General features: G+C 34.8%; 16 protein-coding genes and 1 riboswitch. Of the genes, 11 read left to right on the forward strand and 5 right to left on the reverse strand.

The window, feature by feature from the left end:
- Positions 1–74 precede the first annotated feature (74 nt).
- The 3 genes from ACFVQC_RS00415 to hpt form a co-directional block, all read right to left on the reverse strand.
- The gene (locus tag ACFVQC_RS00415; RefSeq protein ID WP_002067775.1) at positions 75–254 is read right to left on the reverse strand and encodes a cold-inducible protein YdjO-related protein; all 180 of its coding nucleotides are present in this window, start codon (positions 252–254) and stop codon (positions 75–77) included.
- A 150-nt stretch (positions 255–404) separates the two neighbouring features.
- Positions 405–1,307, reverse strand: coding sequence for a diacylglycerol/lipid kinase family protein (locus ACFVQC_RS00420; protein ID WP_377890698.1), 903 nt, complete (start codon positions 1,305–1,307; stop codon positions 405–407).
- Positions 1,308–1,390: 83 nt separating this feature from the next.
- Positions 1,391–1,918: a hypoxanthine phosphoribosyltransferase gene (gene hpt / locus ACFVQC_RS00425; protein WP_000687586.1), complete on the reverse strand. Its 528-nt coding sequence runs from the start codon at positions 1,916–1,918 to the stop codon at positions 1,391–1,393.
- 161 nt (positions 1,919–2,079) lie between these two features.
- Here hpt and ACFVQC_RS00430 point away from each other — a divergent pair, with 161 nt between their 5' ends.
- The 6 genes from ACFVQC_RS00430 (at position 2,080) to ACFVQC_RS00455 (ending at position 6,767) form a co-directional block, all read left to right on the forward strand.
- The gene (locus tag ACFVQC_RS00430) at positions 2,080–2,295 is read left to right on the forward strand and encodes a hypothetical protein (protein WP_002145200.1); all 216 of its coding nucleotides are present in this window, start codon (positions 2,080–2,082) and stop codon (positions 2,293–2,295) included.
- Between the two features lie 185 nt (positions 2,296–2,480).
- Positions 2,481–2,813, forward strand: a complete 333-nt coding sequence (locus ACFVQC_RS00435; RefSeq protein ID WP_377890701.1) for a hypothetical protein — start codon at positions 2,481–2,483, stop codon at positions 2,811–2,813.
- Between the two features lie 173 nt (positions 2,814–2,986).
- Positions 2,987–3,481: an LPXTG cell wall anchor domain-containing protein gene (locus ACFVQC_RS00440; protein WP_377890703.1), complete on the forward strand. Its 495-nt coding sequence runs from the start codon at positions 2,987–2,989 to the stop codon at positions 3,479–3,481.
- Positions 3,482–3,570: 89 nt separating this feature from the next.
- A complete protein-coding gene (locus ACFVQC_RS00445; RefSeq protein ID WP_377890705.1) occupies positions 3,571–4,191 on the forward strand; it encodes a class D sortase in 621 nt (206 codons plus the stop codon).
- 39 nt (positions 4,192–4,230) lie between these two features.
- Positions 4,231–4,920 carry a response regulator transcription factor gene (locus tag ACFVQC_RS00450; RefSeq protein WP_002145204.1) on the forward strand — a complete coding sequence of 230 codons (690 nt, stop codon included), beginning with the start codon at positions 4,231–4,233 and terminating at the stop codon, positions 4,918–4,920.
- The gene (locus ACFVQC_RS00455) at positions 4,917–6,767 is read left to right on the forward strand and encodes a sensor histidine kinase (RefSeq protein ID WP_377890707.1); all 1,851 of its coding nucleotides are present in this window, start codon (positions 4,917–4,919) and stop codon (positions 6,765–6,767) included. Before ACFVQC_RS00450 ends, ACFVQC_RS00455 begins: the two co-directional genes overlap by 4 nt.
- 210 nt (positions 6,768–6,977) lie before the next feature.
- On the opposite strand, the gene thiT is transcribed toward ACFVQC_RS00455, so the two are convergent.
- Complete coding sequence (thiT, locus tag ACFVQC_RS00460) at positions 6,978–7,637, reverse strand: energy-coupled thiamine transporter ThiT (protein ID WP_377890709.1); 660 nt, start codon at positions 7,635–7,637, stop codon at positions 6,978–6,980.
- 85 nt (positions 7,638–7,722) lie between these two features.
- Positions 7,723–7,824: riboswitch (TPP riboswitch) on the reverse strand.
- A 194-nt stretch (positions 7,825–8,018) separates the two neighbouring features.
- On the opposite strand from thiT, the gene ACFVQC_RS00465 reads away from it, so the two are divergent.
- From ACFVQC_RS00465 to ACFVQC_RS00475, 3 genes are read left to right on the forward strand one after another with little or no spacing between them, the layout of a single operon-like run.
- Entirely contained in the window at positions 8,019–8,246 is a 228-nt protein-coding gene (locus tag ACFVQC_RS00465; RefSeq protein WP_000060512.1) for a FeoA family protein, read from the forward strand.
- A complete protein-coding gene (gene feoB / locus ACFVQC_RS00470; protein WP_377890711.1) occupies positions 8,243–10,231 on the forward strand; it encodes a ferrous iron transport protein B in 1,989 nt (662 codons plus the stop codon). Before ACFVQC_RS00465 ends, feoB begins: the two co-directional genes overlap by 4 nt.
- A 16-nt stretch (positions 10,232–10,247) precedes the next feature.
- Positions 10,248–10,415, forward strand: a complete 168-nt coding sequence (locus ACFVQC_RS00475; RefSeq protein WP_000989601.1) for a FeoB-associated Cys-rich membrane protein — start codon at positions 10,248–10,250, stop codon at positions 10,413–10,415.
- Between the two features lie 34 nt (positions 10,416–10,449).
- Here the strand turns inward: ACFVQC_RS00475 and ACFVQC_RS00480 are convergent, their stop codons facing one another.
- Positions 10,450–11,028, reverse strand: a complete 579-nt coding sequence (locus tag ACFVQC_RS00480; protein WP_377890713.1) for a lipoprotein BA_5634 family protein — start codon at positions 11,026–11,028, stop codon at positions 10,450–10,452.
- A gap of 411 nt (positions 11,029–11,439) precedes the next feature.
- Here ACFVQC_RS00480 and ACFVQC_RS00485 point away from each other — a divergent pair, with 411 nt between their 5' ends.
- Both ACFVQC_RS00485 and ACFVQC_RS00490 read left to right on the forward strand, forming a co-directional pair.
- Positions 11,440–12,105 (forward strand): PspA/IM30 family protein, encoded by a 666-nt coding sequence (locus tag ACFVQC_RS00485; RefSeq protein ID WP_002067789.1) that lies wholly within the window; start codon positions 11,440–11,442, stop codon positions 12,103–12,105.
- Positions 12,106–12,184: 79 nt separating this feature from the next.
- Positions 12,185–12,589 carry a DUF350 domain-containing protein gene (locus tag ACFVQC_RS00490; protein ID WP_002067791.1) on the forward strand — a complete coding sequence of 135 codons (405 nt, stop codon included), beginning with the start codon at positions 12,185–12,187 and terminating at the stop codon, positions 12,587–12,589.
- The last annotated feature ends 13 nt before the right edge of the window (positions 12,590–12,602 follow it).

A 12,602-nucleotide genomic window follows, 5' to 3' on the forward strand; every position in this document is an offset into this window, starting at 1 on the left:
CAACTTGTACTGTAGATAAGGAGAAATAAAATCCTCTATCTTTTCAGTATATAAAAGATAAAGAGGGAAAGGTATTATAACTTCTGTAGTAATCGTTCGCTGCTTTTCATGTCGCCTTTACACAACGGGCATTGCGGCTTATCTTCTAAAGAAAAGTTTTTACGCATCCATCCAAGGCAGTCGTCTGCTTCGCATTCCCACACAGCAATTGCTTCTGGTTCTTCTACAGGTTTATCATTTTTTCTCCAATACATGTGATCGCTCCTTTAAATTGAAAAGTTTTTTAGAAAAAACAAAAAAGGTTGTTAACGATTTTTGTTAACAACCTTTTAGTTATTCATTATACTGTATTTTTTTAAAAAATGCGAAGGTTAGTAATTATTAAAATTATATTGAAATAGTAATTATACAAACGCAGGATTATAAATCATCGTAAAGTGTCCTTGTAATAGTTCAATATGGCATGGTGTATGGAGCGAACTTTCTCCATCTGTATCTACTTCTTTTTCTTCTTCTGTTTCAATATGAATGGATTTCGCTTTTACGTGGAAGATGTCATTTTCGTTTGTGTCTTCAAATAGTTTCTTTCCGATATAATCTTTAAACGCTTGAATGCCTGTTGATTTGACTACGAAAATATCAAGTGTTCCGTCATCACATTTTACGTTCGGAATAAAGGATGGGATACCCCCGAGATATTCACCGTTTCCAACCATAACAAGGACAGCTTCGTCTTCATATACTTGTCCGTCGTAAGTTATTTTTACTGGGAATGTTTCAGCGTTTTTTACAGTTCGAATGGTGCTTAAGTAGTAACCGATTTTACCAAGCTTTGCTTTCTCTTCTGCATCAATATTGTTTGATACTTCAGAGACGAGTCCAATACCCCAGAAGTTTAAGAAATGTTGTCCGTTTGCTTTTGCGACATCAATTGGTTTTACATGTCCTTTTGTAATGAGTTTTGCTGCTTCTGCAATATTTTGCGGAACACCAAGTGTGCGAGAGAAGTCGTTGCAAGTTCCGCCTGGAATGATTGCAAGGGTAGGTCTAGTTTCAAGAGGGGCTAAGCCATTTGTGCATTCAAATACAGTTCCGTCACCACCGAAGACGATAATTAAATCTACTTTACTAGCAAACTCCTGACAATATTTTGTTGCATCACCTTGTTGCTTCGTATGAAGGATATGTAAGTCAGGAAAAGCTGCGGCAAGTGGTGGTACGATTTTCGCTAAGTTAGTATGTAAATCACCTTGTCCTGCCTTTGGATTTACGATGAGGAGTACCTTTTCAAATTTTGTCTTTGGCATTTTTATTCTCTCCCTTTGTCTTTTACGAATTGTGATAGAAAATAAACTTCCATCAGTAATTGATGGAAGTTTATTTTGTTATATTATTCCGTTACAACTGAAGCGATAAATGGTAAGTTACGATATTTTTCTGCACAGTCGATACCGTAGCCAACGATAAATTCGTCTGGAATTTGGAAGCCAACATATTCAGCTTTTAAGTCCACTTTACGGCGCTCAGGCTTATCAAGTAACGTACAGAATTTTAATGCTTTTGGTTTATGCATGAAGAAGTGATCTTTTAAGAAATGAAGTGTTAAACCAGAATCGATAATGTCTTCTACGACAATTACGTTTTTTCCAGTAATGTTTACATCGATATCTTTTAATAGTTTTACTTTACCAGTTGTTTCTGTTTGATTTCCGTAGCTAGATGCAGAGATAAAGTCGATTGTTACTTCGTTTTTAATGTGACGAATTAAATCAGCAGCGAATACGAATGATCCTTTTAATACAGCGATTACAACGATTTCTTCTCCTTCAAAATCACGTTCGATTTGAAGAGCTAGTTCTTTTACTTTTTCTTGTAATTGTTCTTCAGAAATTAAAGTGTCTTTTATTTCAATTTTCATTTGAATCCTCCTACAGTGTAAAACTTGTGAACATTTCGACTGTAAAGGATAGAAAGAAAAAAGTCAAAGAAGATATAAGGTTTTTACAGAAACCCCCACAAAATAATCAGATGATATGATATACTGATTATATTAAGAAAACGCTTTCATAAAGGGTGATTATGATGAGGAAAAAACAGTATACAAGTGTAACATTTATAAAAGCATTGCTTTTAACAATTGTTCTTGGCATGTTGGCTTACATAATTGATGTACCTGCAATTCGCATTTCACTAATTGGAATGACTTTAGTATTAGGCGCAATTTCCCACGGTATGATGTCGCAGCTGCAAGAAGCTGGACTTGATGATATGAAAGATCATATAGATAAGAAATGAGAAACCTTCACGTATATAGAGTGAAGGTTTTTTCGTTTCTTACAAAAATGTAAGGTGATTTGTAAGACAAATCGATAGTTGCATAGTAGTGTTTTGGATAAACTATAAGTGTAAGGTAAAGGGCAAGCATATTTTAGGTGAATTAAGTTTTAGGCACTCTATATGTGAAGAAGGAGTATGAGGGCATGGAGAAACGTTGGACAACCTTTTCTTTTTTAGCGACTAGTAACACAGTAATGCTAGCTGGAGAAATGGATTTTTTGCACTTGTTTGATCGAGAAGACGATCATTCTTCTTCTAAATTTACAATGAAATGGCGTAAATGGAGCGAAAGTTGTAGATTGGAAGAAGAGGCCCCTAACGAAGAGCAAAGAGTTATTTTAACAAATCCTATTAAAGCATGGGTTGTTCAACGTCGTAAGTGTAACGTCAAAAATCACTTCAAGAAAACTGAGCTGAGACAATTAGTTATCGCTCCGGCCCGCTCTACTTCTGAAACACGCGAAAGTAACATGTAAATATTGAGACACGCACCCAAAAAACATCGTATATATTGCGATGTTTTTTATTTTTCTACAATGAAATCTTTAAATGAAATCTATTTCATCTGCATCTTATATTTATATCTCTTGTTTATTCTAGTGATACATCCGATGCGAAGTGATGTAAAACGTATAAGAGGAGAGATAAAATGAAAAAAAAACTATTACCAATTTGTGCAATGGCACTTTTAACAGTAGGATATTCTTCAGTAGCGAGTGCTTCAACTGGGACACTGACAAAGGAAGAAGCAGCGCAAGTGCAGTCAGATGTAGCTAAAAAGGAAGAAGCAATTAAGGCACAGCAAAAAAATGATGCAGAGAAAAAGCAAGCAGCACAAGTACAAGAAAAAAGTGATATGGCTAAAAAAGAGGAAGCAATAAAAGCTGGGCAAACGAATGATACAGCGAAAAAAGAAGTAACACCACAAGTGCAAGAAAAGGAAGCTCTTGCAAAAAAAGAAGCAGCAATTCAGGCCGGGCAAAAGAATGATGCAGCGAAAAAAGAAGTAGCGAAACCAGCTGTAAAAGGTGAAAAATTACCAAACACAGCATCAAATAATGTAGCAATGATGGCATTAAGCGCATGTCTTGTAGCGATAGGGACATTATTTGGATTGAATCGTCGCAATAAGGTTAAAGCGTAAATAAAATATTAGCCTATAAAGAATGGGATAATTTCATATATTAAAAATGGTAGGTTACTCCTACCATTTTTTGCATGGAGGGATTCACAGTGACAGTTCTAAATCGTATTGGATTTACGTTAATGATAGTAGGCCTATTAATGGGAGCCTATTACGCTTTTGAATGGTATAAAGGAAAAAGTTCTGCACAAGATTTAACGACAGAAGAAATTGAAAATTTTGAGCAGCAAACATATAAGCAGCCTTCTAGTGAGGTACCAGTAAATGCGCAAGTACCTTCTTCTCAAATACAGCATAAAGAAGGAGAAAAGGTAGCGATGCTAAATATACCGAAAATAAAGAAGAAGTTTTCTATATATTGGGGAGCAAATGATGCAACATTGAAAAAAGGAGTCGGTATGTTTGTTAGTGATTTAACGACAACACCCTCTGGAGGAGGTCATACTGTACTGAGTGGACATCGAGATACTGTGTTTACAGATTTAGGAGAGTTAAAAGAAAAGGATACTCTTATTTTAGAGTATGATAATAAAACTTACACATATGAAGTTCAAAAGACATGGATTACCCATGCGGATGATCGTACTGTTATTATAAAAAAAGAAGAACCAATATTAACACTGACGACTTGCTATCCATTTGATTATATAGGGGATGCACCGGATCGATATATTATTGAAGCGAAGTTAACTGGTAGTTATTCAAAGTGAAATTGTAGTTTTTGAAAGCGGGAGGGGGATACATAAGTTATGTCAAAAAACATTTTAATTGTTGAAGATGAAGATATTTTGCGTGAAATATTAAAAGATTATTTTTTGAGTGAACAATATATAGTGTTTGAAGCAAGAGATGGGAAAGAAGCCTTAGTTGTATTTGAAGAAGAAGAGGTTGATTTAGTTATTCTAGATATTATGTTGCCAGAACTCGATGGATGGTCTGTTTGCCGAAGAATCCGTAAGACGTCCGAGGTTCCTATTATTATGTTGACGGCGCGTGTAGATGAAGATGATACGTTACTTGGCTTTGAACTTGGGGCAGATGACTATGTGACGAAGCCGTATAGTCCGCCAATTTTATTAGCAAGGGCGAAACGATTATTAGAAAGTAGAAAAGCATCGAAGAAACCTTTAGAGAATGAAGATGATACGTTATCAATTCATGGTATCCACGTTCATTTTCCATCACGTACTGTTACTGTTGATGAGGTAGATGTTAGTTTAACGCATACGGAGTTTGAAATATTGGTGTATTTCATGAAAAACCAAGGAATTGTACTAACAAGGGAACAGTTAATTTCAAGAATTTGGGGATACGAATTTGCTGGTGATGATCGAACGGTTAATAGCCATATTCGTAATTTGCGAAATAAATTAGGAGAGAAAGCAAAGTACATTACAACTGTAGTGCGAACTGGATATAAGTTTGAGGGGAATGTATGAGAAAAGGGATTGTACTAAAATTATTTACTCTCACAACAGCATTATGTATGTTAATTTTAGCGACGATTTTTATTGGACAAACGATATTTTTCAAACAATATTATGCGAATCGAAAAGTAGAAGATATTAAAGTGAATTTAAATTCCTTTGAAAAGAATTATTTAAATTATGCAGGAAATGCAGAAGGAATTCAGAAACTGGAGCAAGATTTTTTAAGAGAAAATAATACGTGGATTACGACATTAGATCAGAATGGGAATTTAAAACATGCGGATGATTTTTATTTTGAGGTAACGATAGACCGTAGGCAACAAAAGAGCTTTGGACAACAAATATTCAAGATTCCCTTATACAATCTCGTCAATATAGAGGAGATTGATAATAAATCGTCAGATCAGTTTTTAGGACAAGAAATTTATTTTTCTGGAGTGAAACAAGAAGATAGCTTCATTCCATTCTCTTTCGCGTTAAGTAAGCAAAATTTAAATGGATCTAATAAACCGTTAGAAAAAGAGTTTCAGGAGAAAATGAAATTAGATGAGGAGAAAAAGAGAGCAGCTCAAGAGCAACTTGTTAAGGAAAAGAAACCAGCTGTTCAGGAAGAAGGTGCTCAGGAATTAGGCGTTTACATAGGAGGACGTGTTACAAAAGTACAGTTACCTGATGTAAAAGGTCCTGTGAATCCAATTTATAAAAATAGTTTATTCTTAGATAGCATAAAGGAATTTCAAGCTGATTTATTATTAAAAGAGAGTAATCATATACAGTATTCAACACAAATAAGGGACCATAAAAAAAATGATATAAAATATAAATTATTAATTAAACCAAAAAAAGAAAAAGACGGATCGGTAACATATATATATGCGATGGCTTCTTTGCAACCTGTCGATGAGGCTGTACAAATGGTACAAGATTATTACATCTATATTGTTGCATTTGTAGTCGTTCTAATTTTTCTAGCTTCGTTTTATTACTCAAAACAAATTGCAAAACCGTTACTAAAAATAAATGATACAACGAAGAAAATAGCACATTTAGACTTTACAGAAAAAATCCCGATTACTTCAAAAGATGAAATCGGTGATTTATCGCAAAATATTAATACACTATCGAATAAACTCCATTCGCATATTGGACAGCTAGAACAAGATATTGAAAAGGAAAGAAAGTTAGAAAAGACGCGGAAAGAATTCATTTCTGGTGTTTCACATGAATTAAAAACACCGTTAAGTATTATGAAAAGCTGTATTTCTATTTTAAAAGATGGGGTAGCTGAACATAAGAAAGACTACTATTTTCAGGCGATGGAAAAAGAAGTAGACAAGATGGATATACTAATTTTGGATATGCTTGAATTAGCTAAATTTGAATCTGGTACATATAAAATGAAAAAAGATTCATTTTATATTGATACAGCAATTGAAGATATATGCGAATACCTTTCTGTGGAGATAGAGAAAAAAGAACTTCGTGTTCATAAAAATATACGTTCATTTGAAGTGATTGCAAACCAAAGTCGGATTGAACAAGTTATCGTGAACTTCATTACGAATGCCATACGTTATACACCAAATAAAGAGGATATCATTATTTCTACAGTAGATGAGAAGGATCGTATAAAAGTGTGTATTGAAAATAAAGGTACTCACATTGAAGAAGAGCAATTAGATAAAATTTGGGATCGTTTTTATCGCGTGGATGCAGCGCGTCATCGTTCACAAGGTGGAACGGGGCTTGGGCTTGCCATTTCAAAGAATATTTTAGAATTGCACAATGCTGAATATGGGGTAAAGAATACAAAAGATGGGGTGTTATTTTACTTCTACTTACCGAAAAAAGCGTAGATCATACATGCTACGCTTTTTTTTAAGTTATTTTCATATTATCTTTACCTAATCTTTATTTTTAAGAGATATAATCTGGTTAGAAAAAGAGGTTATGTAAGGAGTAGATTAGCCATGAATAGCAATTTACTAGGTGTGATGGTATTTATTTTCTTTTGTGCATTTATTGTATTTATTATTGATATTACGATATGAAAAAAAGAGCGCTAATTAAGCGCCCTTTTTTTGTGTATTCATTTGATAAGCACCGGTGCTTTTGAATAAGCGTGGTGAAGTTGTAAATAAAAGAATTAGTAATACAGTACATAATATGAAAGAACCGATCATAGTACTACCGTTTACAATTAAGGAATATAAGGCAGCTGATTGTCCTTTAGGTGCATATTGACCAAAGAAAATAATACCAGCAATAAAGTGACAGAAATAGCGTGCAAAGCTACCGACAAATGTGGCAATGATAATGTAAACGAGTGCTTTTTTTCCTTTGTTTTGTTTTGGTTTATCTTTGCGACTACCAAAACTTGAATGCTCTGCATTATTGTTGTCTGAGGCAAGTGCTTTTTGAATTGGACGATAGAATAAACCAGCAAAGCCGATAAAGGAAAATGCAATGAAGTACTCAATGAATGCTTGAACAGGTGTTAGAATGTAGGCATCACCTACTACGATTTGTAATAGTCCCCAAATTAAGCCTCCTAAGAAAGCCATTTTGAAGCCCCAGCGGTATGCAATAATAAAAATAGGAATCATAGCAAATGAGATGGAACCGCCTGTTGGAAGTTTAAGTGATAATGGTAAAATGTCGATAATCAAGGCGAAGGCTGCAAGAATAGCAGATTCGATCATCGCTTGTAAATTGGTGTTACGCATGTTGTTTCCCCCTAAATCCAAGTTGCACAAAAAAGAATAGATATCATAGGAGGATACGAAATACGTAAATAAAAAGAGGTATGTATTTCGGACGTTTGCACAATCCCTGCGTTAGCATTAACTAACAGGTTCAAAGGGTCGGAACGAAATGTTCCCTCTCAGCGGTAAGGCTCCCCCTGCGATAACGAGATTCTTTATTTGTTATTGTTTATTGTAATTGAAATGGATGAGAATGGCAAATGTACGGTGTATGACAATTATTGAAATATAATTGTATTGAAATGTTAATAAATATGAAGTGAAAAGGTATAGTCCAAGTGAAATAGAGTATGATATAATTTTTTTGAAAATAATTATCATTCTCTTCTGAGGGGGAAGGTTATGAGCTTAGTAGATATTAAAATTGGTGAGAAAGTATTAGTAAAAAGTATTCAATCGTTAGATCAGTTATTAAAGCGTAGACTGGCTGCTTTCGGCCTCGCGGAAGGAAGCGAACTTCGCCTGAAACAGAAAGCGATGTTTAAAGGTCCTTGTACATTGGAGTGTCGTGGACAGTTAATTAGTATTCGTCATTGTGACGCGAAAATGATAAAGGTGGAATTAGCGTGAATAAGGTAGCTTTGCTAGGGAATCCGAATACAGGGAAAACATCATTATTTAATGCACTCACTGGTTCTTATGAATATGTAGGAAATTGGAGCGGTGTAACAGTAGAGAAGAAGGTTGGTAAATTAAAAGATAAGCAAGGAACACTAATTGATTTACCAGGCGTTTATGATTTAAATCCAGTTTCACGTGATGAAGGTGTCGTTACAAACTTTCTACTAACAGACGAATTTCATCATATGTTAAATATAGTGGATTCTTCGCAATTTGAGCGAAATATGCATTTAACATTACAATTACTTGAATTTGGTAAGCCAGTTTCAATTGGTTTAAATATGATTGATGTGGCAAAGCAAAGAGGAATTGTTATTAATGTAAAACGATTATCAGAAATATTAGGTGTAACAGTCGTTCCTGTCGTTGCAAGAAGCGGAAAAGGCTGTGAAGAATTACTTGCTACTCTTCATGAAGAGAAACAAAAAGAGAAAAAGCCATTCGTTATTTCATATGGTGTACAAATGGATGAAGGAATCGGAGAGGTAATTGCTCTTTTAGAGACAGCGAATTATGAGCATCCAAGATGGTTAGCCCTTCAATTTTTAAGCAATAACGAAGTAGTAGAAAAAGAAATGAAAGCATTACCAATTTATAAGGAACTTGTAGCCATTCGATCTCGTTTAGAAGGAAAACTTGATTGTACGTTAGAAGAGCACATTTACAAAACTCGTGAAGCGTATATTGAAAAGTTAAAAACAAATGTCATTCAGCATGAGAAAGAAGGGGAAATTCCTTTTTCGGAAAAAATCGATCAGTTAATTACACATAAAATTTTAGGACTTCCAATCTTTTTAGCAGTTATGTTTTTTATTTTTCAGGTTACGTTTACGTGGATTGGTACGCCTTTATCTGATATGCTTGATGGATTTTTTGGCGGACAACTTACTGATTGGGTTACAGCTGGGCTCACAAGTGTTGGAGCTTCTGACTTTATTCAAGCACTCGTTACAGAAGGTATTATTGCGGGCGTTGGTGCGGTATTAGTATTCGTTCCACAAATCTTTGCACTATTCTTTTTCATCTCGCTATTAGAAGACTCGGGATATATGGCACGAATTGCAGTTGTTATGGATAGAATTATGGAATTTTTCGGTTTAAACGGAAAAGCGTTCATTCCGATGATTATCGGTTTTGGATGTAACGTTCCGGGGATTATGGCAGCGAGAACGATTGAACAGGAAAAAGAACGTTTACTTACAGTTTTAGTAACTCCATTTATGTCTTGTTCAGCACGTTTACCTGTATATGCATTATTTGCGGGAGTGTTCTTCCCTCATAGTCAGGCGACTGTTGTGTTCTCTTTATACATTGCAGGTATTGTTCTTGCGTTACTTGTTACAAAAATTATGTCTCTTACTATTTTAAAAGCGGAAAAATCTATTTTCGTAATTGAATTACCTCCTTACCGTGTGCCGCAAGCGAAAACGTTATGGCTCAGCACGTGGGAGAAAGGTAAAGGATTTGTTCGTAAAGCAGGTACATTCATCTTCGGTGGTTCGGTTGTTATTTGGTTATTAAACTATGCAGGTCCATCAGGATTTGGTGTTGATATGGGAGACAGTTTCTTAGCGATGATTGGTGGATTTATCGCACCACTTTTTGCACCGCTCGGTTTTGGAACGTGGCAAGCTGCGGCATCCCTTTTAACAGGATTTTTAGCGAAAGAGGTTGTCGTTTCTACAATGGCAATTATTTATGCGGTTAAAGAAGATGTGTTAGGAAATGTAATGGGAGCGCATTATACGGCGTTATCAGCCTATGCATTTATGTTCTTTATTTTATTATATGTTCCGTGCTTAGCGACAGTAGCTGTTATTAAACGTGAAACAGGATCGATGAAATGGACAGTTTTCTCTGTCATTTATCCGCTCGTTGTTGCTTATGTATTAACGCTTATTATATACCAAGTTGGGTCCTTACTCGGATTCTAGAAGGAGATGTATCGCGGTGATGGTCAATATTATAATTGGAGCTATCATTTTTGGTTATGCAGCATATACGTTAGTTAATTTTGTAAAGAGAAGTAAAAAAGGCAAATGCGCAGCATGCTCTTTAAGTAAGTCATGTCAGTCACAAACTTGTAGTCCGGATATGGAGCAAATTGCTCATAAATAGAAAAAAGCTTTGCGAATTTCGCAAAGCTTTTTTATTATTTCTTAATTTTTACAAGTTGTGCTCCTTCTACACCATTTTTTCCAGGGAATTCTTTACTAGGGTCTTTATCAAATTTTAATACACCCACAGATTTTTCTTCACCTTTTACATTGCCGTAAGTTGCATCATCAACAATCGCGAACATATCTGCATATGCACGGCCACTACCAATAATTGTATTACCTTCATATTTTAATTTCGCGCCATCAATTGTAGCATTTTCTACTTTATTTTTTGCGAATAACACGCCTTGCTCTGTTGTTACAGCTGGTAATTTATCAAGTGGTTTCGTGTCGTCTTTTTCATCAACTTTTTGTAGTAATTCTTTCTTAACAAGTTCTTCACCAGTTTTCTTATCCATTACAAGAACCTTTTTATCTTCTAGCGTTGTAAGCTTCATTTTGTATACATCTTTTTCTTTTACTTCTTTTTTATTTTTATCTGCAATTTGCGTGACTTGCTCTTCTGTTCCGTATAATACAAAGCCGTTCGCTTTTTCTCCTAATAAAGAACAACCTGATAATGCTCCGAATGAAATTGCTGCTGCTAACCCGATTCCTACTAATTTTTTCATGATGATTTCTCCTTTTATATGTTTTATAGTAAATACAGTTTCTGTATTAGTCATTACAGTATGAGAAGCTTTTTTGTTATTCTGTTGCTTCTGGTATTAGTGTATAAGAAATGTGGAGATGCAACTATCGAGTTAGCTTACAGTAACATTACAATTATGTAATTTAGTGAAAGTACGTAAAAATGAGTTAATTTTGGAGGCAGAAATAATAAGGATATAGTAGGAATACAATATTCTATCTAGAATGTCATATTATATTGGATGTATTTTGGAAATAACATGTAAGGACATCTTAGTTTTGTTATAATAAACACATAGGTTATAAAAATGAATATTCTTACTGTAAAGGGAGATTTTAAAATTTCCAAGTAGTGAATTTGAAATATGAGGTATATCATAGGAGGAATTTGGATGTCTGTATTTAAACGATTAAGAGATTTAACAATGTCGAATGTGTATTCATTAATTGAAAAAGCTGAAGATCCAGTTAAGATGACGGATCAATATTTACGTGATATGCAAGCAGATGTACAAGAAGCTGAGAAAAGTGTAGCTGCTCAAATCGCACTTGAGAAAAAGTTCAAGTTGTTATTTGAAGAGCAAGAAGCACTTGTGAAAAAACGTGAAGAGCAAGCACATATGGCTGTTCAAGCAAGCAATCTTGATCTTGCACGTCGTGCTCTTGAAGAAAAACAAAATGCAGAGCAAAAGATGAATGAATATAAAGCGAGCTATGAACAAAATAAAGCTGCTGCTGATAACCTTCGTGCGAAGTTAGAAGAAATGCGTAAGCAATTAACAGAGCTGAAAAACAAACGTGAAACACTTGTAGCGCGTGTAAATGCAGCGAAAGCACAAAAGAATATTAATCAGGCGATGTCTGGATTTGACTCAAATACAGCAAAAGCTGGTTTAAGCCGTATGGAAGAGAAAGCTCTTCAATTAGAGGCTGAAGCAGAAGCAAGCGGTGAAATTTACAAGAAAGAAAAGTCATTAGACGATGAATTCGCAAGCTTAAACAAAAATTCTGCTGTTGACGATGAATTAGCTCGTATTATGAAGCAGTATGAGAAATAATATAGAATAGACAAAGAAGCCGACATGTCTGAAGAGAATTCATGTCGGTTTTCTATTACCTTTTAGAGGAGGTTTTGCAATGACGTGGACGAATGTTTTAGCCATGCTTGTATGGACTGGAGCAAGTGCGGTACTTTTATTTGCAATTATGTGGGTTGATTCGATTTTTACAAAATACAATGATTTAAAAGAAATAAAAAACGGGAATACAGCTGTAACAACTCGTTTCGTTATGAAATTATTTGCGCAAGGTTATATTTTATCCCAATCGATTACGAAAGCGAATGATTTATGGCAGGCACTTCTTGCTTCAGCAGTTTCTTTCGTTATTTTATTAGTTGTAGAAATGTTTATTGAATTTGTTTTAAGAAAAATGGCAGGTCTTGATTTAGAAGAAGGAACGAAAGAAGGCAGCGTAGCACATGCGATGTTAGCTGGTTCATTACATATTGTTGGTGCACTTATTTTAGGTGCTTGTTTATAAAGAGAGAAGGAGG

It is taken from the genome of Bacillus sp. NPDC057893, assembly GCF_042796455.1.
GTDB lineage: Bacteria > Bacillota > Bacilli > Bacillales > Bacillaceae_G > Bacillus_A.

Coding starts and splice junctions, on each gene's coding strand:
- ACFVQC_RS00480 (WP_377890713.1), bottom strand. CDS start 11,028: ATGAAAAAATTAGTAGGAATCGGGTTAGCAGCAGCAATTTCATTCGGA.
- ACFVQC_RS00455 (WP_377890707.1), top strand. CDS start 4,917: ATGAGAAAAGGGATTGTACTAAAATTATTTACTCTCACAACAGCATTA.
- ACFVQC_RS00440 (WP_377890703.1), top strand. CDS start 2,987: ATGAAAAAAAAACTATTACCAATTTGTGCAATGGCACTTTTAACAGTA.
- ACFVQC_RS00485 (WP_002067789.1), top strand. CDS start 11,440: ATGTCTGTATTTAAACGATTAAGAGATTTAACAATGTCGAATGTGTAT.
- ACFVQC_RS00490 (WP_002067791.1), top strand. CDS start 12,185: ATGACGTGGACGAATGTTTTAGCCATGCTTGTATGGACTGGAGCAAGT.
- ACFVQC_RS00430 (WP_002145200.1), top strand. CDS start 2,080: ATGATGAGGAAAAAACAGTATACAAGTGTAACATTTATAAAAGCATTG.
- ACFVQC_RS00415 (WP_002067775.1), bottom strand. CDS start 254: ATGTATTGGAGAAAAAATGATAAACCTGTAGAAGAACCAGAAGCAATT.
- ACFVQC_RS00435 (WP_377890701.1), top strand. CDS start 2,481: ATGGAGAAACGTTGGACAACCTTTTCTTTTTTAGCGACTAGTAACACA.
- hpt (WP_000687586.1), bottom strand. CDS start 1,918: ATGAAAATTGAAATAAAAGACACTTTAATTTCTGAAGAACAATTACAA.
- ACFVQC_RS00450 (WP_002145204.1), top strand. CDS start 4,231: ATGTCAAAAAACATTTTAATTGTTGAAGATGAAGATATTTTGCGTGAA.
- thiT (WP_377890709.1), bottom strand. CDS start 7,637: ATGCGTAACACCAATTTACAAGCGATGATCGAATCTGCTATTCTTGCA.
- ACFVQC_RS00465 (WP_000060512.1), top strand. CDS start 8,019: ATGAGCTTAGTAGATATTAAAATTGGTGAGAAAGTATTAGTAAAAAGT.
- ACFVQC_RS00420 (WP_377890698.1), bottom strand. CDS start 1,307: ATGCCAAAGACAAAATTTGAAAAGGTACTCCTCATCGTAAATCCAAAG.